Origin of the sequence: Maribacter aquimaris (genome assembly GCF_014596745.1) — a bacterium.
Taxonomy (GTDB): Bacteria; Bacteroidota; Bacteroidia; order Flavobacteriales; family Flavobacteriaceae; genus Maribacter_A; species Maribacter_A aquimaris.
Window position 1 is genome coordinate 262,858 of the sequence record NZ_JABTCF010000005.1, and the last position, 19,736, is coordinate 282,593.

General features: G+C 41.5%; 18 protein-coding genes. 10 read left to right on the forward strand and 8 right to left on the reverse strand.

Features of this window, described 5'->3' with window-relative positions; genetic code table 11:
- The first annotated feature begins 156 nt into the window (after positions 1–156).
- Positions 157–537 (forward strand): DoxX family membrane protein, encoded by a 381-nt coding sequence (locus HPE56_RS10390; RefSeq protein WP_188243694.1) that lies wholly within the window; start codon positions 157–159, stop codon positions 535–537.
- Between the two features lie 55 nt (positions 538–592).
- Here the strand turns inward: HPE56_RS10390 and HPE56_RS10395 are convergent, their stop codons facing one another.
- The 3 genes from HPE56_RS10395 to HPE56_RS10405 all read right to left on the reverse strand — a co-directional run bounded on the left by HPE56_RS10395 (position 593) and on the right by HPE56_RS10405 (position 3,419).
- Positions 593–1,120 carry a DUF4136 domain-containing protein gene (locus tag HPE56_RS10395; protein ID WP_188243695.1) on the reverse strand — a complete coding sequence of 176 codons (528 nt, stop codon included), beginning with the start codon at positions 1,118–1,120 and terminating at the stop codon, positions 593–595.
- Between the two features lie 66 nt (positions 1,121–1,186).
- A complete protein-coding gene (obgE, locus tag HPE56_RS10400) occupies positions 1,187–2,188 on the reverse strand; it encodes a GTPase ObgE (protein WP_188243696.1) in 1,002 nt (333 codons plus the stop codon).
- Between the two features lie 124 nt (positions 2,189–2,312).
- On the reverse strand, positions 2,313–3,419 hold the full coding sequence (locus HPE56_RS10405; RefSeq protein WP_188243740.1) for an adenylate kinase: 1,107 nt from the start codon (positions 3,417–3,419) through the stop codon (positions 2,313–2,315).
- A gap of 139 nt (positions 3,420–3,558) precedes the next feature.
- Between HPE56_RS10405 and HPE56_RS10410 the strand changes: the two genes are divergently transcribed.
- The 3 genes from HPE56_RS10410 (at position 3,559) to HPE56_RS10420 (ending at position 7,669) form a co-directional block, all read left to right on the forward strand.
- Entirely contained in the window at positions 3,559–4,713 is a 1,155-nt protein-coding gene (locus HPE56_RS10410; protein ID WP_188243697.1) for a 5-(carboxyamino)imidazole ribonucleotide synthase, read from the forward strand.
- A 63-nt stretch (positions 4,714–4,776) separates the two neighbouring features.
- Complete coding sequence (gene purE, locus HPE56_RS10415; protein ID WP_109649596.1) at positions 4,777–5,268, forward strand: 5-(carboxyamino)imidazole ribonucleotide mutase; 492 nt, start codon at positions 4,777–4,779, stop codon at positions 5,266–5,268.
- A gap of 382 nt (positions 5,269–5,650) precedes the next feature.
- On the forward strand, positions 5,651–7,669 hold the full coding sequence (locus HPE56_RS10420; protein ID WP_188243698.1) for a M3 family metallopeptidase: 2,019 nt from the start codon (positions 5,651–5,653) through the stop codon (positions 7,667–7,669).
- Positions 7,670–7,829: 160 nt separating this feature from the next.
- Here HPE56_RS10420 and HPE56_RS10425 read toward each other — a convergent pair whose 3' ends face one another.
- Positions 7,830–8,186, reverse strand: coding sequence for a rhodanese-like domain-containing protein (locus tag HPE56_RS10425; RefSeq protein WP_188243699.1), 357 nt, complete (start codon positions 8,184–8,186; stop codon positions 7,830–7,832).
- A gap of 73 nt (positions 8,187–8,259) precedes the next feature.
- Between HPE56_RS10425 and HPE56_RS10430 the strand changes: the two genes are divergently transcribed.
- Together HPE56_RS10430 and HPE56_RS10435 are read left to right on the forward strand one after the other, a co-directional pair.
- The gene (locus HPE56_RS10430; RefSeq protein ID WP_109649598.1) at positions 8,260–8,814 is read left to right on the forward strand and encodes a sigma-70 family RNA polymerase sigma factor; all 555 of its coding nucleotides are present in this window, start codon (positions 8,260–8,262) and stop codon (positions 8,812–8,814) included.
- A 2-nt stretch (positions 8,815–8,816) separates the two neighbouring features.
- Positions 8,817–9,044 (forward strand): hypothetical protein, encoded by a 228-nt coding sequence (locus HPE56_RS10435; protein WP_188243700.1) that lies wholly within the window; start codon positions 8,817–8,819, stop codon positions 9,042–9,044.
- Here HPE56_RS10435 and HPE56_RS10440 read toward each other — a convergent pair.
- Complete coding sequence (locus tag HPE56_RS10440; protein WP_223170271.1) at positions 9,041–9,856, reverse strand: UbiA prenyltransferase family protein; 816 nt, start codon at positions 9,854–9,856, stop codon at positions 9,041–9,043. The genes HPE56_RS10435 and HPE56_RS10440 overlap by 4 nt on opposite strands.
- 136 nt (positions 9,857–9,992) lie before the next feature.
- Between HPE56_RS10440 and gcvP the strand changes: the two genes are divergently transcribed.
- The 4 genes from gcvP to HPE56_RS10460 all read left to right on the forward strand — a co-directional run bounded on the left by gcvP (position 9,993) and on the right by HPE56_RS10460 (position 15,595).
- The gene (gene gcvP / locus HPE56_RS10445; protein ID WP_188243702.1) at positions 9,993–12,848 is read left to right on the forward strand and encodes an aminomethyl-transferring glycine dehydrogenase; all 2,856 of its coding nucleotides are present in this window, start codon (positions 9,993–9,995) and stop codon (positions 12,846–12,848) included.
- 158 nt (positions 12,849–13,006) lie between these two features.
- Positions 13,007–14,065 (forward strand): 3-oxoacyl-ACP synthase III family protein, encoded by a 1,059-nt coding sequence (locus tag HPE56_RS10450; RefSeq protein WP_188243703.1) that lies wholly within the window; start codon positions 13,007–13,009, stop codon positions 14,063–14,065.
- Between the two features lie 129 nt (positions 14,066–14,194).
- A complete protein-coding gene (locus tag HPE56_RS10455) occupies positions 14,195–14,719 on the forward strand; it encodes a methyltransferase domain-containing protein (RefSeq protein WP_188243704.1) in 525 nt (174 codons plus the stop codon).
- A gap of 21 nt (positions 14,720–14,740) precedes the next feature.
- Positions 14,741–15,595, forward strand: a complete 855-nt coding sequence (locus HPE56_RS10460; protein WP_188243705.1) for a glycosyltransferase family 2 protein — start codon at positions 14,741–14,743, stop codon at positions 15,593–15,595.
- A 57-nt stretch (positions 15,596–15,652) separates the two neighbouring features.
- On the opposite strand, the gene HPE56_RS10465 is transcribed toward HPE56_RS10460, so the two are convergent.
- The 3 genes from HPE56_RS10465 to HPE56_RS10475 all read right to left on the reverse strand — a co-directional run bounded on the left by HPE56_RS10465 (position 15,653) and on the right by HPE56_RS10475 (position 19,732).
- The gene (locus HPE56_RS10465; RefSeq protein ID WP_109649605.1) at positions 15,653–16,162 is read right to left on the reverse strand and encodes an OmpH family outer membrane protein; all 510 of its coding nucleotides are present in this window, start codon (positions 16,160–16,162) and stop codon (positions 15,653–15,655) included.
- Between the two features lie 45 nt (positions 16,163–16,207).
- On the reverse strand, positions 16,208–17,041 hold the full coding sequence (locus tag HPE56_RS10470; RefSeq protein WP_188243706.1) for an OmpH family outer membrane protein: 834 nt from the start codon (positions 17,039–17,041) through the stop codon (positions 16,208–16,210).
- A 90-nt stretch (positions 17,042–17,131) separates the two neighbouring features.
- Positions 17,132–19,732: a BamA/OMP85 family outer membrane protein gene (locus HPE56_RS10475; RefSeq protein ID WP_188243707.1), complete on the reverse strand. Its 2,601-nt coding sequence runs from the start codon at positions 19,730–19,732 to the stop codon at positions 17,132–17,134.
- Between the last annotated feature and the right edge of the window lie 4 nt (positions 19,733–19,736).

The window sequence follows — 19,736 nt, forward strand, 5'->3', positions numbered from 1 at the left end:
AGCAGTGAGCAGTGAGCGGTAACGGTAAAAACAATGATGATGATTCTTGAGGGATATTCCTTAATTTGGTCTGAACATCCTAGGATTTAAAATATAGTTTATCCAAATTACTGATTTTCATTACCTTTAAGCAGTAACAACTTAAACCCATGCATTATGAACCCGAAAGTTTTTATGGTCTTACGAATACTTCTTGGCTTATTTGTCCTGGTATTTGGACTCAATAAGTTTTTCAACTTTATCCCTATGGACAACAGTGCTATGAGTGAGGCTGCCATGGGGTATATGGGTGGTTTGGCAAGTTCGAAAACAGTGATATTGGTAGGCGTCGTGGAGATTTTGGCTGGTTTGGCCTTCCTATTGAACAAATACGGTGCTTTAATGGCCCTTATCTTGATGAGTGTTTCAATAAATGCCGTTCTTTTTCATGCCACCTTGGAACCAAGTACTATCATGGGGTCACTTATTCTTATTGTCCTAAACATTGCCATGCTTATAGGGTATAAGAATAAATACAGGGATTTGCTTAACGGATAAATCACAATTCTTTATTAAGTAGGGACTTATTAATTCTTTCAAAAAAACAGCTTGTTTACTTTCTGGATTTTGGAGGGTACTTCGACAATACCTTTTCCACAATTTCCTGAAGTTTAAGTTCCCGCTCGACCGGTGTGTTATTTTCATTGAAACTGCTACTACTTACAGCTTGCCAAAACAATTGTTCTTTTTGGCTATCGATAAAATCGAAAATGATTTCGCGTTGTACTTTTGCCTGTCCGATAGGAATGCCAACAGAAACACCCCCACCGACATTTCTTCCGGCTCCCCCTACCCCTAATCCAACCGTATTGTTGTTTGGGGCTTGAAAGATTTCACTTTGGATATTGATAAAAAAGTCGGGCTCTTCAGAAAGCAGTAGCCCTTTACCTTGCATGGCCGCATCCAGAACCTTGATCAATCGTTTTTCCTCCAATGCACCCAAACCTGTTTCCAGGTCGCCGTAATAATTGTATGTGGCATAATTGGAGAAATCGGTATCCTTTTCATAATCGGTCTGCACACGTACCGCTTGGCACGACGCAAACAAAAGGACTATTAGGAGGTAGTATATACTTTTCATCGCCTTTTAATTACCTAAATGTAAAGAAAAAACAACCTATATTTTAAGAAACAGCCTTTATTTCGATTAACTGTTGAGCATTTTCCAAAGTTTATCCTTCAACTCTTGGATCCCAAACTGGGCAACGGAGGAAATGAACATATATGGTACATTGGCAAAATCCTTGTCTAACTCAATCTTCATTTCATCCATCAATTCCGTATCGAGCATATCACATTTAGAGATGGCCACCAATCGTTCCTTATCCAAAAGTTCAGGATTGTACCGTCTTAACTCATCCAAAAGGATCTCATATTCCTTACTAATATCATTACTATCCGCGGGAATGAGGAATAGAAGCGTGGCATTTCGTTCTATATGCCTTAAAAAATAATGTCCAAGACCCTTCCCTTCCGCAGCACCTTCAATAATACCTGGAATATCGGCCATAACAAAACTTTGAAAATCGCGATACTCAACAATACCCAGATTGGGTTTTAACGTGGTAAACTCATAATCCGCTATTTTGGGTTTTGCGGATGTAATGACCGACAACAACGTAGATTTTCCTGCATTGGGAAATCCTACCAAGCCCACATCGGCCAATAACTTCAATTCCATGGTAACATCGACCTCTTGTCCTTTTACCCCTGGTTGTGCATAGCGTGGTGTTTGGTTTGTGGAGGTTTTAAAATGCCAATTGCCACGACCTCCCATACCTCCTTCGACAAGTATTCTTTCTTCCCCTTCCTCAGTGATTTCGAATAGGACCTCGTTGGTTTCACTGTTTTTAAAAACCGTACCTAGGGGAACATCCATATACACATCTTCCCCATCAGCTCCGGAACTTCGGTTTTTACTGCCATGTTCACCGTGACCGGCCTTAAAATGATGTTTGAACTTGAAATGCACCAAGGTCCACAGATTTTTATTACCCCGAACAATGACATGGCCTCCACGGCCTCCATCACCACCATCAGGACCACCCTTGGTAATATATTTCTCCCGATGCAAATGCACAGACCCCTTACCTCCATTACCAGAACTGGCATGGATCTTCACATAATCAACAAAATTGCCTTCGGTCATTATTTAATGTATTTGTCATTAGCGCGACATGTGTTGAAACTATTTCAGCACGTCAGCAATCTATCTTCATGAAGATCAAGGTTTTTGACGATGATAGAAGAACTTAAAACAAGGTTAGGTTGGCCTACAGCTCCTCGATTACCTTACCCAAACGACGGGTAATATCCTCGATAGCACCAATACCATTAACACTATGGTATTTCCCTTGGGTTTCATAATATGCCTGCAACGGTGCTGTTTTTTGGTTGTACTCCTCAAAACGATTCCTGATCTTGGACTCGTCCTGATCGTCTGTTCTACCGCTGACCTTACCACGCTCCAAAAGTCGTTGTATCAATACTTCGTCGTCCGCATCGAGGGCAAGGGTAGCGTCAATTCTCATTTCCTTGGTCTTCAAAAATTCATCCAAGGCTTTAGCTTGGGCTACGGTCCTTGGAAAACCATCAAAGATAAAACCACTGGCATCGGTATGTTTTTCAACCTCATCCTGCAACATTTTAATGGTTACCTCATCGGGTACCAAATCGCCTTTGTCCATATACGATTTGGCCAAATTCCCCAATTCTGTCCCGTTCTTTATATTGTAACGGAATACATCACCCGTTGAAATATGTTTTAAATTATACTGGTCTTTAAGAAATTCAGCTTGCGTACCTTTTCCGGCACCTGGTTTGCCGAAAAGAACTAGATTGATCATATGTTTTTCATTTAATTGGTAAACTTCTCTGAGGTTACGTCCCAACTCGTCATAATCGAGCCCGTATCCCACAATAAACTTATCGGGTATATCAATACCTATATAATCTATCGCATACTCCCCATTATACACTTCGGACTTGTAGAACAAACTAGCGATTTTATACTCCTTTACATTGGTATTGTTGAAAAGGTGTATCAATTCCTTGAGCGTTCGCCCCGAGTCGATGATATCTTCCAAGATAATCACGCTCTTTCCCTCTAAATTATCCGGTGGATCCAACAGTGTCTCAACAATTCCTGTTGAGGTCAGACCTTGGTATGAACTTAATTTTATGAACGACACTTCACAAGGATGCTGATATTCCTTTAAAAAATCCGCTACGAACATAAAGCAACCGTTCAATACCCCTACAAAAACAGGCGTCTCATCCTTATAATCCGCAGCCACCTTTTGGGCAACCGATTTTACAGCCGCAAGAATCTGCGCTTCACTTAAGAATGGCTTAAAATATTTATCGTGTAGTTTTATCAATGGTTTAGGCTTTTTAGGATTGCAAAGATACCATTTTGATTTCTCTTTTTGAATCACAACCATTCAGTTTTAAGAATTCGATGTATTTTTGTTACCGATATACAACGAACATTAACCCTAACCACACGAATCGATACACATGGATTTTTTCTCATCTGACTTTAAACTGGGGATATTAGGAGGTGGCCAATTGGGCAAAATGATGTTGTATGAAACCCGGAAATTCGACATACACACCAAAGTCATGGATGCCTCGAAAGATGCCCCGTCCAAAATAGGCTGTGACGAGTTTTTCATCGGGGACCTATTGGATTTTGATGCCGTCTACAATTTTGGAAAGAAGGTCGACGTACTTACCATCGAGATTGAGAATGTAAATACCGAGGCGCTCGAAAAGTTAGAACAAGAGGGCGTAAAAGTATATCCTCCAACATCGGCATTACGCATTATACAAAACAAGGCCAAACAAAAGTTGTTCTATATCGATAACGATATTCCAACAGCGCCTTTTTCGCGTTTTGCCTATGCCAGTGAAATGAAGGATAGCGTTGAATACGAAAGCCTTTCTTTTCCCTTTGTATGGAAAAGTGCCCAGTTCGGATATGACGGACAAGGGGTGAAAATCATACGCAACATTGGTGATTTAGAAGGATTACCCCCTGGGGAGTGTATTACCGAGGACATGATTCCCTTTAAGAACGAACTCGCTGTAATCGTCGCCCGGAATGCAAAAGGCGATGTGACTACCTATCCCGTTGTTGAAATGGAGTTCCATCCTGAAGCAAACCAAGTGGAATACGTTATCTGTCCGGCGCGGATTGATGACAAAGTTGCCCAAAAAGCCAAGGAAATCGCGTTAAAGGTTTCCAATAGCATACAACATGTTGGTCTATTGGCTGTCGAAATGTTTCAGACCGTAGAAGACAAGATCCTGGTCAACGAGGTTGCCCCAAGACCACACAATAGTGGCCATTACAGCATTGAAGCCAGCTACACCAATCAATTTGAACAGCATATTCGGGCCATTTTGAATCTTCCCTTGGGCAGTACCGAAAGTAAGGTAGCAGGGATAATGGTCAATCTAGTAGGTGCAGAAGGATATACCGGTGATGTAGTGTACCAAAACATTGAAGAGATTTTGAAGTTGGATGGGGTTACCCCCCACATTTATGGCAAAAGACAAACAAGACCCTTTCGAAAAATGGGACATGTGACCATTGTAAATGAGGACCTTCAGGAAGCCCGAAAAATAGCCCAACAAGTAAAAGAAACGATCAAAGTAATAGCGCGTTAAGTGCCATAATCAAATACCAAGCCCTTGCACAATGGGAATTTGGATTTAAAAATTTTGAACTTTATGAGCAAAGTAGCCATAGTTATGGGAAGCACCAGCGACCTGCCGGTAATGCAGGATGCCATTGACATCCTAAAAGGATTCGATATTGAGGTTGATGTCGATATAGTTTCGGCCCATCGCACCCCGGAAAAGCTGTTTGATTTTAGTAAAAACGCCCATAAAAACGGGATATCGGTGATTATCGCCGGTGCCGGCGGCGCGGCCCACCTACCGGGAATGGTGGCCTCTATGTCTCCCCTGCCCGTAATTGGCGTACCTGTTAAAAGCAGTAATTCGATAGATGGGTGGGATTCCGTTCTTTCGATCCTTCAGATGCCAGGAGGTGTCCCCGTAGCCACCGTAGCCTTGAACGGAGCCAAGAATGCAGGTATCCTCGCGGCACAAATCATTGGCAGCTCGGACAAATGCGTGCTCGATAAGATCATTCTTTACAAAGAAGGCCTGAAACAAAAGGTAATCGAAGGTGCGAAAGAAGTAAAGAAGATTAAATAAAAAAAGTATTAGACATTCAACGAAAAAAGAAAATAAAACCTGCTTTAAGAATGAACTTTCCAACCATAATTTGCAGTCTTTTTGCCCTTTTTTCACTCATAACCCTATTCGTTTACAAGAATAGTTTTAATACACCATACTTAACAAGCCTTTATAGAGGTGCATTTCTCTTTTTTACGGTTTACCTGATTATTCAGGTTTCTGTTTTTATCAGATGGGAGTTTTTTATAGAAGATGGAGCTTCGGACACCGCTCGTAATTATAGTTTTATAACTGGAGCCGTATTCGCTTTATTCTTCACTTTGCTCTTTCTTGTAATCGACCTATTCCGTACTTATTTTAAAAACAAAACATTAAACAACACTACAATACATTAATCTTTATGAGCAACCCACTTCTTCAATCTTTCGATACCGCACCCTTTTCCAAAATAAAAAACGAACATTTTAAACCTGCCTTTTTAGAAGCAATCGAGGATGCCCGGGCAGAAATTGATGCGATAACAGCGAATACCGCTGCACCAACTTTTGAAAATACCATTGAGGCATTGGAGTTTTCAGGACAGGAATTGGACAGGATCTCAAGTGTGTTCTTCAATTTGAATTCCGCTGAGACGAATGAGGAAATCCAAAAAATAGCCCAGGAAGTATCGCCCTTACTATCCGAATTCAGCAATGACATAACGTTAAACGAAGCACTTTTCAAGAGAATAAAGTCCGTTTACGAACAAAAAGACCAACTTGACCTCACGGTAGAACAAGATACGTTACTCGACAAAAAGTACAAAAGCTTTAGTCGTAATGGGGCCAATTTACCTGAAGACAAAAAACAACGCTTACGAGAGATAGATACCGAACTCTCCAAACTCAAATTAAAATTTGGAGAAAACGTTTTGGCCGAGACCAACTCCTTCGAAATGCATCTCACCGATGAAAATGACCTGGACGGATTACCGGAGGGCGAAAAGGAGGCCGCTGCACAAATGGCCAAGTCGAAAAACAAAGAAGGTTGGTTGGTAACCCTGGACTACCCCAGCTATATTCCATTTATGAAATATGCCAAGAACAGGGAACTCCGCAAAAAACTTTCCTTAGCCTTTGGCAGTAAGGCTTTTCACAATAACGAATTTGACAATCAGGAAAACGTACTCATGATCGCCAATCTTCGTCATGAAAGGGCTGTTCTCCTAGGCTACCCATCACACGCCCATTTTGTTTTGGAAGAACGTATGGCCGAAACACCTGATAAGGTTTATGATTTTTTAAATGAACTTTTGGTCAAGGCAAAACCCGCAGCTGAAAGGGAGTTTAAGCAATTGGAAGATTTCGCCAAGGAATTGGACGGCATAGATCGGTTGCAGAAATGGGATGGCTCTTACTATGCCGAAAAATTGAAACAGAAGCTTTTTAACCTTGATGACGAAAAATTAAAGCCCTATTTCAAGTTGGAAAATGTAATAGCCGGGGTTTTCAAGGTTGCCGAAAAATTGTTCGGATTGCATTTTACCGAAGTCTTTGACATAGACACGTACCACGACGAGGTAAAAACGTACCGCGTAACCGATGACAAGAATAACCTTATTTCCTTGTTTTATGCCGATTTCCACCCAAGGGCCGGCAAGCGTGGTGGCGCATGGATGACCTCCTTTAAGCCCCAATATGTAAAAGACGGAGAAAATGTTCGTCCACATATCTCCAACGTTTGTAATTTCACCCGTTCAACACCGAGCAAGCCTTCCTTATTGACCTTTAATGAAGTCACCACCTTACTCCACGAATTTGGCCATGGTCTACACGGTATGCTTGCCAACACGACATATCCAAGCCTTTCGGGCACTTCGGTATATTGGGATTTTGTAGAACTCCCAAGTCAGGTTATGGAAAATTGGTGTTATGAGAAAGAAGCCTTGGAGCTTTTCGCCACTCATTACGAAACCGGCGAAACCATCCCTATGGAATTGATAAACAAAATAAAGGAATCCGCTACTTTCCACGAAGGCATGGCCACTTTACGCCAATTGAGTTTTGGATTTTTGGATATGTCTTGGCACGGTGCCGACCCTTCGAACATCAAAGACGTAAAAGCCCATGAAAACAAGGCCTTCGAAGGTACCCAACTCTACCCTGATACTGTAGAAACCTGTATGAGCACAGCCTTTTCACATATTTTCCAAGGTGGTTACTCCTCTGGGTACTACAGCTATAAGTGGGCCGAGGTCTTAGATGCGGATGCCTTTGCCTATTTTAAGGAAAAAGGAATCTTCAATAAAGAGGTTGCCACAAAATTCAAGGAACATGTCCTATCCAAAGGGGGTACTGAAAAACCGATGGTTTTATACAAACGCTTTAGGGGTGCCGAACCAAAGGTTGAAGCCCTGTTAAAGAGAGCCGGATTATTATAACCCGGACCCAAATACGCACCGTTCCCCACGACATGGAAAACGAGCAGCGACATGTAGCGGGATAGCCTAAAAAAACTTGTCTGTAGTATGGAAGAAAGCCACAATCGGGAAAATCCTCGATTGTGGCTTTCTTCATTTTCCGATATCGTGCGATAAAAGGTTATTGCTGCGCTTCCTTATACGCTACGTAACCTCCTTTTAGACTATACACCTGCTTGTACCCTAATGAATCCAAATATCTTGTGGCACTAGCACTGCGTTTACCACTACGGCAATACAGGTAAATGGTTTTATCCTTATCGATTGTTTCGAACCCTAGCTTAAAATCATCGCTCTTCCAATCAATATTCATGGCATTTACCAAATGCCCATCATTATATTCCTTTGGTGTTCTAACATCTACCAATAAAATGGTATCCAATTCCGTCTGGGGAACTTCCGTTATATGCTTTTCCTTGATTTGTGAACAGCTTACGCTCACAAATAACACAATACCCATCAATAAAACTATTCTCATATTGGAATCTCTTTTTTTCAAAAATAGGTATAATCATTAAATTTAAATTATTTTTGATGGCAGCAATAAATTCATGACAGACCACCAATTACATCCCGAAACTTGGGTAGACAGATACGCTGACTATCTTTTCAACTATGCAGTGACCCGGGTCAGTGATGCGGAAATTGCAAAAGACCTGGTACAGGAAACCTTTTTTGCCGGTTTAAAATCAGCTACCAATTACAAAGGTACCGCTGCCGAACGCACTTGGCTTATTGCCATTCTCAAAAGAAAGGTAATCGATTATTATCGAAAGATCAATTCAAATAAAGGCAAAGCTGAAGTGCGCATGGGCTACAGCAGTCAAATGGATGCTGATGGTGATTGGCTCGAAGAACAGGTTGCCGACCCTTTAAGCATACTTGAAAACGATGATATCGAAAACGAGGAATTAGGCTTGGCCATCCAGGAGTGTATTTCAAAATTGCCCAAAAAACAATCCTTGGTATTCACCTTGAAAACAATTCAAGGTATGGATACGGAAGATATTTGTAAAGAACTGGACATAAACCCGTCTAATCTATGGGTGATGATCCATAGGGCTAGAACCGCTTTGATGGACTGTCTTAACAAAAATTGGTTTTAAATATGATATCGTGCGAAGAAGCAGCTATTATCTGCAACAAGGAACAATATAAGGAGGCAACTTTTACCGAAAAGTTCAAATTGATCATACATCTTTTCTTTTGTAAGACCTGCTCCAAATTCTCTAAAAAAAACTCCGAACTCACATCACTCTGCGACAAGGCCCATTTACACGCATTACCTGAAAGGGACAAGGTGAAAATGAAAAAGGAAATCAACGAAAAGATTTAGAACAAATATACCAATACCCAAATAAGTCCGCACCACAATAAAGGAATCGACTCCACCCAAAAGGAAGAAAAATATTTAGACTGATTCCGTTTGGTCACGAACATGAGTCCACCCAAGACCAAAAAAAGCACCCCTTTTGCAATCAGTTCACTTTCTGAGATCACATCCTTGAAATACGTTAAGATAAAAAACAAAAGTACCAGAAGGGCCCCAAAAACCTTCGTTCGCATCACCCCGACACGCTGAGGAATCGTCTTCAATCCAGGTTCGTCATAGGCCAAATCCCTAATCTCAAACGGAATCAGCAATACCAATACCAAAAGAATACGCTGCACCACCTCTACCCAAACGTCCCAAACCAAAACCTTTTGTGTCCCGACCATGGGTAAAACAACCGTAATTCCGGACCAAACCAAGGCGACTACCAATATCTTTAGTCCACCAAGACTTCTTAAATTGCGGGCCCTTGGCAATACCGGCAAAGCATAAAAACCGGTCAAGACAGCCAATATGGACAGAATCAACCAGGTATCCATACTTAAAAACCAACCGTGGTAACAGGTAAGGACAAAACAAATAAAACTGAAAAATTGGATGTTTTTATGGTATCTATTTCCTACCAATAAATACTTTTCGGCCTCAACCCCGTATTTGATGAAATTATAATTGACAATGGTACCAAAAAAAACAAAATACATGAGGTGACCATCCAATTCGACATTAAAAAAAAAGGTCGTGGCCTTTACCAATGATACTACAGCCAAAGCTACATGTATACTAGCATCCAGATAAAAATCGAACAGTCGCTTCATGAAGTTCATCGGGCAAAAATAACCAAACTGTTTATAACCCTTTGATTTCGTTAAAAACTTTAGTCCTTTAGACCAACAATACACTTAATTTAGAAGGATTAAATTCCTAAGTTTGCCCATCAAAATACTGCAGATTATGAGAACAGATTTGTTTGCTTCGCGCCATATTGGAATCAATGAAGGAGACCTTCAAGAAATGCTTAAAACCGTTAAGGCCGAAAGTTTAGATCAAATAATCGATGAAACCATTCCTTCGGATATCCGATTGACCCAACCCCTTCAGTTATCCAAGGCGATGAGCGAGCACGGATTCCTATCGCACATCAAAGCATTATCCTCAAAAAACAAACTATTCAAATCGTATATAGGCCTTGGTTATCATGAGTCCATCACTCCTTCCGTCATTCTGAGGAATATCTTGGAAAATCCAGGGTGGTACACGGCATACACCCCATATCAGGCCGAAATCGCACAAGGCAGGTTGGAAGCTCTTTTAAACTTTCAAACCGTCATTGCCGATCTCACCGGAATGGAACTGGCAAATGCATCACTTTTGGATGAAAGTACCGCTGCAGCCGAAGCCATGTCCATGTTATTCGACGTTCGTACCAGAGCACAAAAGAAAGACAATGTCGTTAAATTCTTTGTATCCGAGGAAGTCTTACCACAAACCATATCCTTGCTACAAACACGATCTAATCCGTTGGGCATCGAGTTGGTCATTGGAAATCATAGTCAATTTGAATTTGGATCGGACTTTTTTGGGGTATTATTACAATACCCAGGTAAATACGGACAGGTTTATGATTATTCCCCTTTTGTGGCAAAGGCCAAGGAGAACGAAATAAAAGTAGCGGTTGCCGCCGATATCCTAAGCTTGGTCCTTTTGACCCCTCCAGGGGAATTTGGGGTTGACGTGGTCGTAGGTACCACCCAACGTTTTGGGATCCCTTTGGGCTATGGTGGTCCACATGCAGCCTTTTTTGCCACCAAGGAGGCGTATAAAAGAAATATACCCGGACGGATCATTGGCGTGACCAAAGATGCCGATGGACAGCCTGCCTTGCGAATGGCGCTACAAACACGGGAACAACATATAAAACGCGATAAGGCAACCTCCAACATCTGTACCGCCCAGGTACTTTTGGCGGTCATGGCGGGAATGTACGCTGTATATCACGGTCCAAAGGGATTAAGATATATCGCAACCAAAGTGCACAACCAAGCAAAAATCCTACACCAAGGTCTTTTGGGATTAGGTTATGAAACCTTGAACACAGCGTTTTTCGATACACTTAAAATCAATGTTACCGATTCCGACAAGCTTCGGGCAATAACTGAAGACAAAGGCATCAATTTCAATTATATCGACAAGGGCACCGTATCCATTTCAATACATGAAGCAACGGATGAACAAGATCTGAATTCCATTTTCGCTTGTTTTGCACAACTGAAAAACCAACAGGAAAGCCTTTCTTTTTCCGAACCATTTAACGAAGTGATTCCCATCGCACTTTCGCGAAAAAGCGCTTTCTTAGAAAATGAGGTATTCAACAAGTATCATTCGGAGACAGAACTGATGCGCTACATCAAGAAATTGGAGCGCAAAGACCTATCGTTAAACCATTCTATGATTTCGTTGGGTTCCTGTACCATGAAATTGAATGCCGCCAGTGAAATGCTGCCCCTAAGCTGGGCAGAATGGGGCAATATACATCCTTTTGTTCCTTTGGAACAAGCCCAAGGCTACCAAGAAGTTCTTCACGAATTGGAAAAAGACCTGTCGACAATCACAGGTTTCGCAGCCACCTCGATACAACCTAATTCCGGTGCCCAAGGTGAATATACCGGATTAATGGTCATTCGGGCCTATCACAAGTCCCAAAAAGAAGACCACCGTAATATTTGCCTAATCCCTGCATCGGCCCACGGCACGAATCCAGCATCGGCTGTCATGGCAGGCATGAAAGTGGTCGTAACCAAAACCGATGAAAAAGGGAATATCGATATTGTAGATCTAGAGGAGAAAGCCAAATTGCATTCTGAAAACCTAGCCGCATTGATGGTCACCTATCCATCTACGCATGGGGTTTTCGAATCATCGATAAAACACATCACCAAGATCATTCATGACCATGGCGGGCAAGTATATATGGATGGCGCCAATATGAACGCCCAAGTAGGACTTACCAATCCGGCCACTATCGGTGCGGATGTATGCCACTTGAACCTTCACAAAACCTTTGCCATTCCCCATGGAGGTGGTGGTCCCGGCGTGGGCCCCATCTGTGTGGCCGAACAACTGGTGCCTTTCCTACCCGGCAACCCATTGGTCAAGACCGGAGGAAGCCATGCGATTACCGCCATCTCAGGAGCCCCCTGGGGCAGTTCGCTAGTGTGCTTGATTTCCTATGGATATATTAAAATGCTAGGGGAACAAGGGTTGACAAACAGCACTAAAATAGCCATACTTAACGCCAACTACATCAAAGAACGACTAAGCGGTAGGTTTGATGTTCTTTACACCGGGGAAAATGGTCGTGCAGCCCATGAGATGATCATTGACTGTCGTCCGTTCAAGCAAAACGGCATCGAAGTTACCGATATCGCCAAGCGTCTTATGGATTATGGATTTCATGCCCCCACCGTTTCCTTCCCGGTTGCAGGTACGCTGATGATCGAACCTACCGAGAGCGAAAGCAAAACCGAATTGGATCGTTTTTGTGATGCATTACTGGCCATTCGCAATGAAATAGATTTGGCCGTGGAAAACCCCGAAAACAACCCCTTAAAAAATGCCCCCCATACCATTGCGATGCTAACGAGTGAAGATTGGGCATTTCCATATAGCCGACAAGAAGCGGCTTTTCCGTTACCCTATGTTTCTGACAACAAGTTTTGGCCAACGGTAAGAAGGGTTGATGATGCCTATGGAGATCGTAATCTTATTTGCAGTTGCACACCCATTGAAGCCTATATTGAATCTGAATAACACTATAAACCCCCGTAAACAGATGCCATTTTATTAATCTTTAATACATTTGTTTAATAATTTATTTATATCAAATAATCTTGAACATCGTATTGTTACACCGTTTTATTTCCCTCTAAATTTAGGGATTGGGTAACTTGCGTAAAATTTTATCAATAATGAGCATAGCCATTACCGGAACAGGGTCTTTTAGACCATCCATCATCATTGAAAACTCATATTTCGAAAAAAACACTTTCTTGAATAGCGATGGGACCGTCATCGAGGGTCCGAACGACGTCATCATAGAAAAATTCAAATCAATTACGGGTATTGAGCAAAGACGCTACGCAAAAAAAGAGTTGAAAACCTCTGACTTAGGTCACTTAGCAGCAGCAAAAGCTATTGAAAATGCCGGTGTTGACAAAGAAACATTGGACTACATCATATTTGCCCATAATTTCGGTGACCTGTCCGTTGGCCAGATCCAAGGCGACACCCTTCCAAGTCTCGCCACACGTGTAAAGCATAAATTGGATATCAAAAATCCAAAATGCGTGGCTTATGATATGCTTTTTGGTTGTCCCGGATGGATTGAAGGCGTCATACAGGCCAACGCATTCATTAAAGCGGGAATGGCAAAAAAATGTTTGGTTATTGGTGCTGATACACTTTCAAGGGTGGTCGACGAATATGACCGTGACACAATGCTATACTCAGATGGTGCCGGTGCCGCAATTATTGAGGAGACTGAAGGCAAGGGACAATTCCTAAACTTTGAAACAGCTACTTATGCCAATGACGAGGCCTTTCATTTGTTTTTTGGGAAATCGTATAACAAGGACCTTAAAGAAGATAGACGTTACATAAAAATGTACGGTCGAAAAATTTATGAGTTTGCCATATCCCATGTACCACAAGCGATGAAAGAATGCTTGGATAAAACCGGAAGGGACATTTCCGAAGTCAAAAAAATATTCATCCATCAGGCCAACGAAAAAATGGATGAGGCCATTGTAAAAAGGTTCTATAGACAATACAAACTTAAACCCCCAACAGGTATTATGCCAATGACCATTGGCAGATTGGGAAACAGTTCCGTTGCCACGATACCCACCCTTTATGACAAAGTAAGAAAAGGGAACATTGAAGGCCACAGTATCCAAAAAGGTGATGTGGTACTATTTGCCAGTGTGGGTGCCGGCATGAACATCAATGCCATGGTATACGAAGTTTAAATTTCGCACACATCCTAAATAAAGAATTGCAGAGGTATATGGTTATGCCTCTGCATATTTTTTTAACTTCGTACCTACTATAGAATGACCAACCTTTTATTAGGGGCATCAAAATAACGCTTAGTTTAGATGTACGAAAAAACATTTCCCAATAAACGATTCGAGAAAACCCTGTCTTTTTTAGAAAAGCACATCACCACCCAAGAAACGATTTTGGACTTAGGGGTTGAAAATCCATTTTCCAAGATCATGAAAGAACATGGATATACGGTCAGCAATACACAAGGAGAGGATTTAGACCTGGATTTCGAGACAATAACCCATAGTAAGACCGATGTGGTCACGGCCTTTGAGATTTTTGAACATCTTATCGCCCCATTCAATGTGCTACGTGAAATAAAGGCCGACAAACTTATTGCCAGTATTCCATTGCGATTGTGGTTCTCCCCCGCCTACCAAAGCAAAACCGATCCTTGGGACAGGCATTATCACGAATTCGAGGATTGGCAATTCGATTGGCTATTGGAAAAGGCCGGATGGAAAATCATTGACAGGGACAAATGGACGAATCCCGTTAAAAAAATAGGATTTAGACCCCTTTTACGAAGCTTTACCCCAAGATATTATATCGTTTATGCCGAAAGGATAAGATAGGCAGCGCATAAAAACACTAATTTGAAGTATTACATTGTTATACCCGCACATAACGAAGAAGCCTTTTTAGAGGAAACCTTAAGGTCGTTGTCGGTACAAACCCTACAACCCAAAAAGGTTATCATCGTCAATGACAATTCCTCCGATGGCACTGAAAAGATCATTGACACTTTCTGCAACAAGTACAACACCTACCTAAAACTGAATACGAGCTCGTCTAAGGAACATCTTCCGGGCAGTAAGGTAATCAATGCTTTCCGCAAAGGATTGGCGCTCTTAGACGATGAATATGATTTTATCGTTAAGCTCGATGCCGATCTGATCCTTCCCAAAAACTACTTTGAAACCATTGCCTCGGTTTTCAACGAAAATAAAAATATCGGTTTAGCCGGTGGATTCGTGTATGAGCTCGATTCGAACAACGAATGGACCCTGAACCACCCCATGAACAAAAAGCACGTACGAGGTGCTTTTAAAGCCTATTCAAAGGCATGTTTCAAAAGTATCGATGGACTTAGAAATGCTATGGGTTGGGATACTGTGGATGAATTATTGGCACAATACCACGGTTTTGAGATCAAGACCTTGGATGAGTTAAGGGTAAAGCATTTGCGACCCACAGGAAAAGCCTATAATGCAAAAGCGAAGTTGATGCAAGGCGAAGCCATGTACGCCATGGATTATGGATTCTTACTGACATCCATAGCCTCTTTAAAAATGGCTTTGAAACAGAAAAACACAAAAACCTTTTACCATAACATGAAGGGCTTTTTCAAGGCCAAGGCAAACAAGCTTCAAAAAATGGTCTCCCCAGAGGAAGGAAAGTTCATTCGCAAGCTCCGATGGAAAGGTATTAAGGGAAAAATCATTGCCTAAAAAAAAAACATCCTAACAATAATGCTAGGATGTTTCTTTATTATTTTTTTTAAAGAATTAGAAGCCCAATTCCTTTTTAACTTCAGGAAGAAGGTCTTTACCTTTCGCCACTATCAATCCACCACCGGCTTGGGCATCGATCACGTAATCGAAACCTTGTGCTGCCGCTACCTTTTCAATAGCTGCTTTTGCTTTTTCGGAGATTGGAGCGAACAATTCGGCTTGCTTCTTTTGAAGTTCTTGTTGGGCATTTTGTTGTGCCTCACCAATGTTTTTCTCGAACACTTGCAATTCCTGTGCTCTTTTTTGGTTTTCCTCTTCAGATTTAGAGGCAGACTCATTTGAATACTGAGTGTATTTGTTTTTCAACTCTGTCATAGAGCTCTCGATATCTGCCCTATAGGTTTCTTGAAGCTTCTTTAATTCGGCTTCTGCTGATTTCATTTCAGGCATTTGGGACAAAAGTTGGGTTACATCAATATGGGCAACTTTACTTTGTGCTTGTACAAAACTTGTTGCCGCAACGAACAAAACCAAGGCAACTACTATTTTCTTTACTTCTTTCATGATTTCCAATTAAAATATTTGAGTATTAATTTAAGTTAATGATTCTTACTTGTTATTTGTATCTTCTTCTTCAATTTCCTTTTCCCGTTCTTCAATCTTGGCCTTCTTTTTGGCCTCCCTTTCCTCTAGGAGTTTCTTCCTTCTTTCGTCATAGGCCTTTTTACGCTCTTCCCGAATCTTCAATTGTTCCGCCCTTTTTTCCTCAGCGGTCTTTGTTCTGGCCTCTTCTGCCTGTTTGGCCATCGCTTTTCGCTCTAGCAAGGCATCACTCATCTCTTCTTCCTGCACGTCCCCATCTTCAAAATCGGACAACCTATTCTTGGCATTTGTTTTCCTAGGCTTACTTATTTTCCTGGTCCTAGCGATACCCCGCAATACCAGATCACTGATATCATGTCTTTTTTCGGAATACAACATTACAACATCCGCAGATTTATCAAAAATAAAATCATACTTTTTATTTGCCCCGATTTTTTGTACCTCATTAAAAACCTGATCTTGAATCGGCTGGATCAATTGTCGCTTTTGCAAGACCAAATCACCCTGAGGACCAAAACGATCTTGTTGGTATTCGATCATCTCCTTTTCAAGAATCTGTATCTCCTCTTCCCGTTCCGCGATCAACTCATTGGTCAACAGCACTTTTTCAGCCATTAGATCCTTCTTCATTTGCTCAACAACACTCTGTTTTTGCTCAATCTCAACTTTCCACTTTTGGACCTTATTTTCCAATTGGGCAGTCGCATCACGATATTCCTCAACATTTTCCAGTATGTACTCCATATCCACATAAGCCATTCGAACACCCCGCTGGGCAAACGAATGCAATGTGCAAAGCATCAAGAATACGATTATAAGAACTTTTGTTTTTGGTTTCATTTTGATTCCGTTTTAATACATAGAAAATATCGTGCCAAAAATACTAAAACTTTTAAAATGAATGGTTTAGCTTATGCCACGATTCTTAAATTAAAACTGTTGGCCAATAATGAAGTGTGTTTGCCATCCACTAGGTCCAGTTGAACCTGAGCTATAGTCTTCATCGAAGCCATAACCAAAGTCAATTCCCAGTAAACCGAATGCCGGCATAAATATACGTAGCCCCACTCCAGCCGAACGTTTTATTTCAAACGGATTAAACTCCTGAAAATTGTTGAAACCATTACCACCTTCCATAAAAGCCAAGCCATAAATCGATGCTGATGGCTTTAAGGTCAATGGATATCGTAGCTCCATAGAGAATTTATTGTACACTAAGGCACCATCCAGCTGGCCGGTATCCGGATTAAATGGGGTCAACGCTTGGTTATCATACCCTCGCAACTGCACTACATCCCTACCATCCAAGGTAAAATTACCCATACCATCACCACCAACATAAAAACGTTCAAAAGGCACATCGCCCACGGCACTGTTGTAACTACCCAAGAATCCTAACTCGGCATTGGTTCGTAGTACCAAATCACCAACAAGCGTCGTATACCAATCCCCTTTGAATTTTACCTTATAGTATTCCAACCACTTAAAACGTTCTTGATCCACTTCTTCCAATCGCGCCGTATCCTCGGCATCCAATCCACCTTCTTGGGCCCTTTGTATCGTAAGATCCGTACTCTCTTCTTTCAAGCCACTGTAATCCTTATTGCTAAACAAGGAGTAAGGGGGAGTGAATTTACCCGTAATCTCAAAATTGGAACCTCCCCTTGGGAATATCCTACCCCCAGCGGTGGCATTTCTTGAAATACCCAATGTATAGGTAAACGCATTGGATTTACCATTACCGAAGTTGAACAAGCCCAAACTATAATTGTTGAATTCATAGAGTTGATACCCCAAAGAATGTGAAATCACGAAGAAATCATCGGGCCATTGTACTTTTTTCGCCAACCCTGCTGAAATTCCCGTAATGGAAAACCCTTCGTCCTTATTTACATCTATACTACCTGAACTGGTATAACTGGCACGGAATTGCTTGGTTTGGGATAATGAGAGATTAAAACGTACCGGTTTTTTACCACCCAACCAAGGTTCCGAGAAGTTCAAACTGTACACCCTATAGGTCTTACTGGCCTGCAAACGTACCGCAAAACTCTGACCATCACCCATGGGCACGGGCTTATAAGCTTCCCCATTAAAAATATTCCGCAAAGAAAAATTACTGAAGGATAGCCCTAAGGTACCGATGAAACCACCGCCCCCATATCCCCCTTGGAGTTCGATCTGGCTCGATCCCGATTCAACAAGACCATAGTCCAAATCCACAGTACCCTCATTAGGTTTCGGATTGATAATATCCGGTTTGATCTGTTCCGCATCGAAGAAACCAAGTTGCCCCAATTCACGAATACTCCTTATAATATCTGACTTGTTATATTTTTGACCGGGACGGGTCCTTAATTCCCTAAAAATAACGTGGTCATTCGTTTTGTCGTTCCCATTGATCGTAACATGATCCAAGAAGGTTTCCTTACCCTCTACAATACGGATCTCAAAATTAATCGTGTCATTCTCAGCAGAAACCTCTACTGGGTTTATACTTGAAAACAAATAACCGTTATTTTGGTACAAGCTTGTGACATCATTGGCATCGGGCTTGGTATCATCGGCAATACGCTCGCGCAACAACACCCCATTATAGGTAGACCCTTTTTTAATGCCCAAAACACGGCTTAATACCTGATCCGAATAGACACTGTTACCCACGAAATCAATATCACCGAAATAATACTTGTTTCCTTCTTCAACATTGATCTTGATATTGATATTGTTCTCATCAACATTAATGATGGTATCTGAAAGAATCCTAGCATCCCGGTAACCGTTCTCCGCATATTTATCCATCAATAGCGTCAGATCGTTTTCATAATCATCCTCGATGAACTTGGACTTCTTCCAAAAGCGGCCCAATTTCTTTTTCTTGGTCTTCTTAAAGGCTTTTCGCAATTTTTTTGCAGGTAATTTTTCATTGCCTTCAAAAACAATATCCTTTATTTTAACCTTATCACCCTTATCAACATTTACGACCATACTCCTAGCATTGGTTTGCGAGGTATCCTTGACCGTAATAATATTGACCTTAGTATTAAGGTATCCCTTTTTCTTGTATTTGTTAGTGATATAGTTTTTACTATTCGCAATAAGACTTTCGGTTATCTTTTTCCCTTTCTTAAGATCCGTATCCTTTAAAATCTCATCGATCTTACCGTCTTTTACACCATTCATCTTCACCTTGGACAAGGTGGGACGCTCAATGATGTTCAATTCCAGGAATACATTCTCCCCTTGGACATCGGTAACATAGAATGCGATATCGGTAAAAAGTTCCAATCCCCACAGTTTGTTGATGATGGCACTGATCTGTTCCCCGGGAAGGGTAATCGGCTGCCCTACCCTCAAACCGGTATAGGTTTTTACTGTCTGCTCATTATAACTTTGTAGCCCCGTTACTTCGAGACCCCCAAGAATATACTTTTTGCCATCTTCATAAGAAGCTTCCTGTGCAGAGGCAATAGTGACAATAAAAAATAATAAGAAAGTAATAATGGGTTCAAGGGACATGAACCTTTTCATATCG

Bases quoted from the DNA above. Each gene is read 5' to 3' on its own strand.
- HPE56_RS10450 (WP_188243703.1), top strand. From the start codon at position 13,007: ATGAGCATAGCCATTACCGGAACAGGGTCTTTTAGACCATCCATCATC.
- HPE56_RS10455 (WP_188243704.1), top strand. From the start codon at position 14,195: ATGTACGAAAAAACATTTCCCAATAAACGATTCGAGAAAACCCTGTCT.
- HPE56_RS10465 (WP_109649605.1), bottom strand. From the start codon at position 16,162: ATGAAAGAAGTAAAGAAAATAGTAGTTGCCTTGGTTTTGTTCGTTGCG.
- HPE56_RS10470 (WP_188243706.1), bottom strand. From the start codon at position 17,041: ATGAAACCAAAAACAAAAGTTCTTATAATCGTATTCTTGATGCTTTGC.
- HPE56_RS10395 (WP_188243695.1), bottom strand. From the start codon at position 1,120: ATGAAAAGTATATACTACCTCCTAATAGTCCTTTTGTTTGCGTCGTGC.
- HPE56_RS10435 (WP_188243700.1), top strand. From the start codon at position 8,817: ATGATATCGTGCGAAGAAGCAGCTATTATCTGCAACAAGGAACAATAT.
- gcvP (WP_188243702.1), top strand. From the start codon at position 9,993: ATGAGAACAGATTTGTTTGCTTCGCGCCATATTGGAATCAATGAAGGA.
- HPE56_RS10390 (WP_188243694.1), top strand. From the start codon at position 157: ATGAACCCGAAAGTTTTTATGGTCTTACGAATACTTCTTGGCTTATTT.
- HPE56_RS10420 (WP_188243698.1), top strand. From the start codon at position 5,651: ATGAGCAACCCACTTCTTCAATCTTTCGATACCGCACCCTTTTCCAAA.
- HPE56_RS10440 (WP_223170271.1), bottom strand. From the start codon at position 9,856: ATGAAGCGACTGTTCGATTTTTATCTGGATGCTAGTATACATGTAGCT.
- HPE56_RS10425 (WP_188243699.1), bottom strand. From the start codon at position 8,186: ATGAGAATAGTTTTATTGATGGGTATTGTGTTATTTGTGAGCGTAAGC.
- HPE56_RS10430 (WP_109649598.1), top strand. From the start codon at position 8,260: ATGACAGACCACCAATTACATCCCGAAACTTGGGTAGACAGATACGCT.
- HPE56_RS10475 (WP_188243707.1), bottom strand. From the start codon at position 19,732: ATGAAAAGGTTCATGTCCCTTGAACCCATTATTACTTTCTTATTATTT.
- obgE (WP_188243696.1), bottom strand. From the start codon at position 2,188: ATGACCGAAGGCAATTTTGTTGATTATGTGAAGATCCATGCCAGTTCT.
- purE (WP_109649596.1), top strand. From the start codon at position 4,777: ATGAGCAAAGTAGCCATAGTTATGGGAAGCACCAGCGACCTGCCGGTA.
- HPE56_RS10410 (WP_188243697.1), top strand. From the start codon at position 3,559: ATGGATTTTTTCTCATCTGACTTTAAACTGGGGATATTAGGAGGTGGC.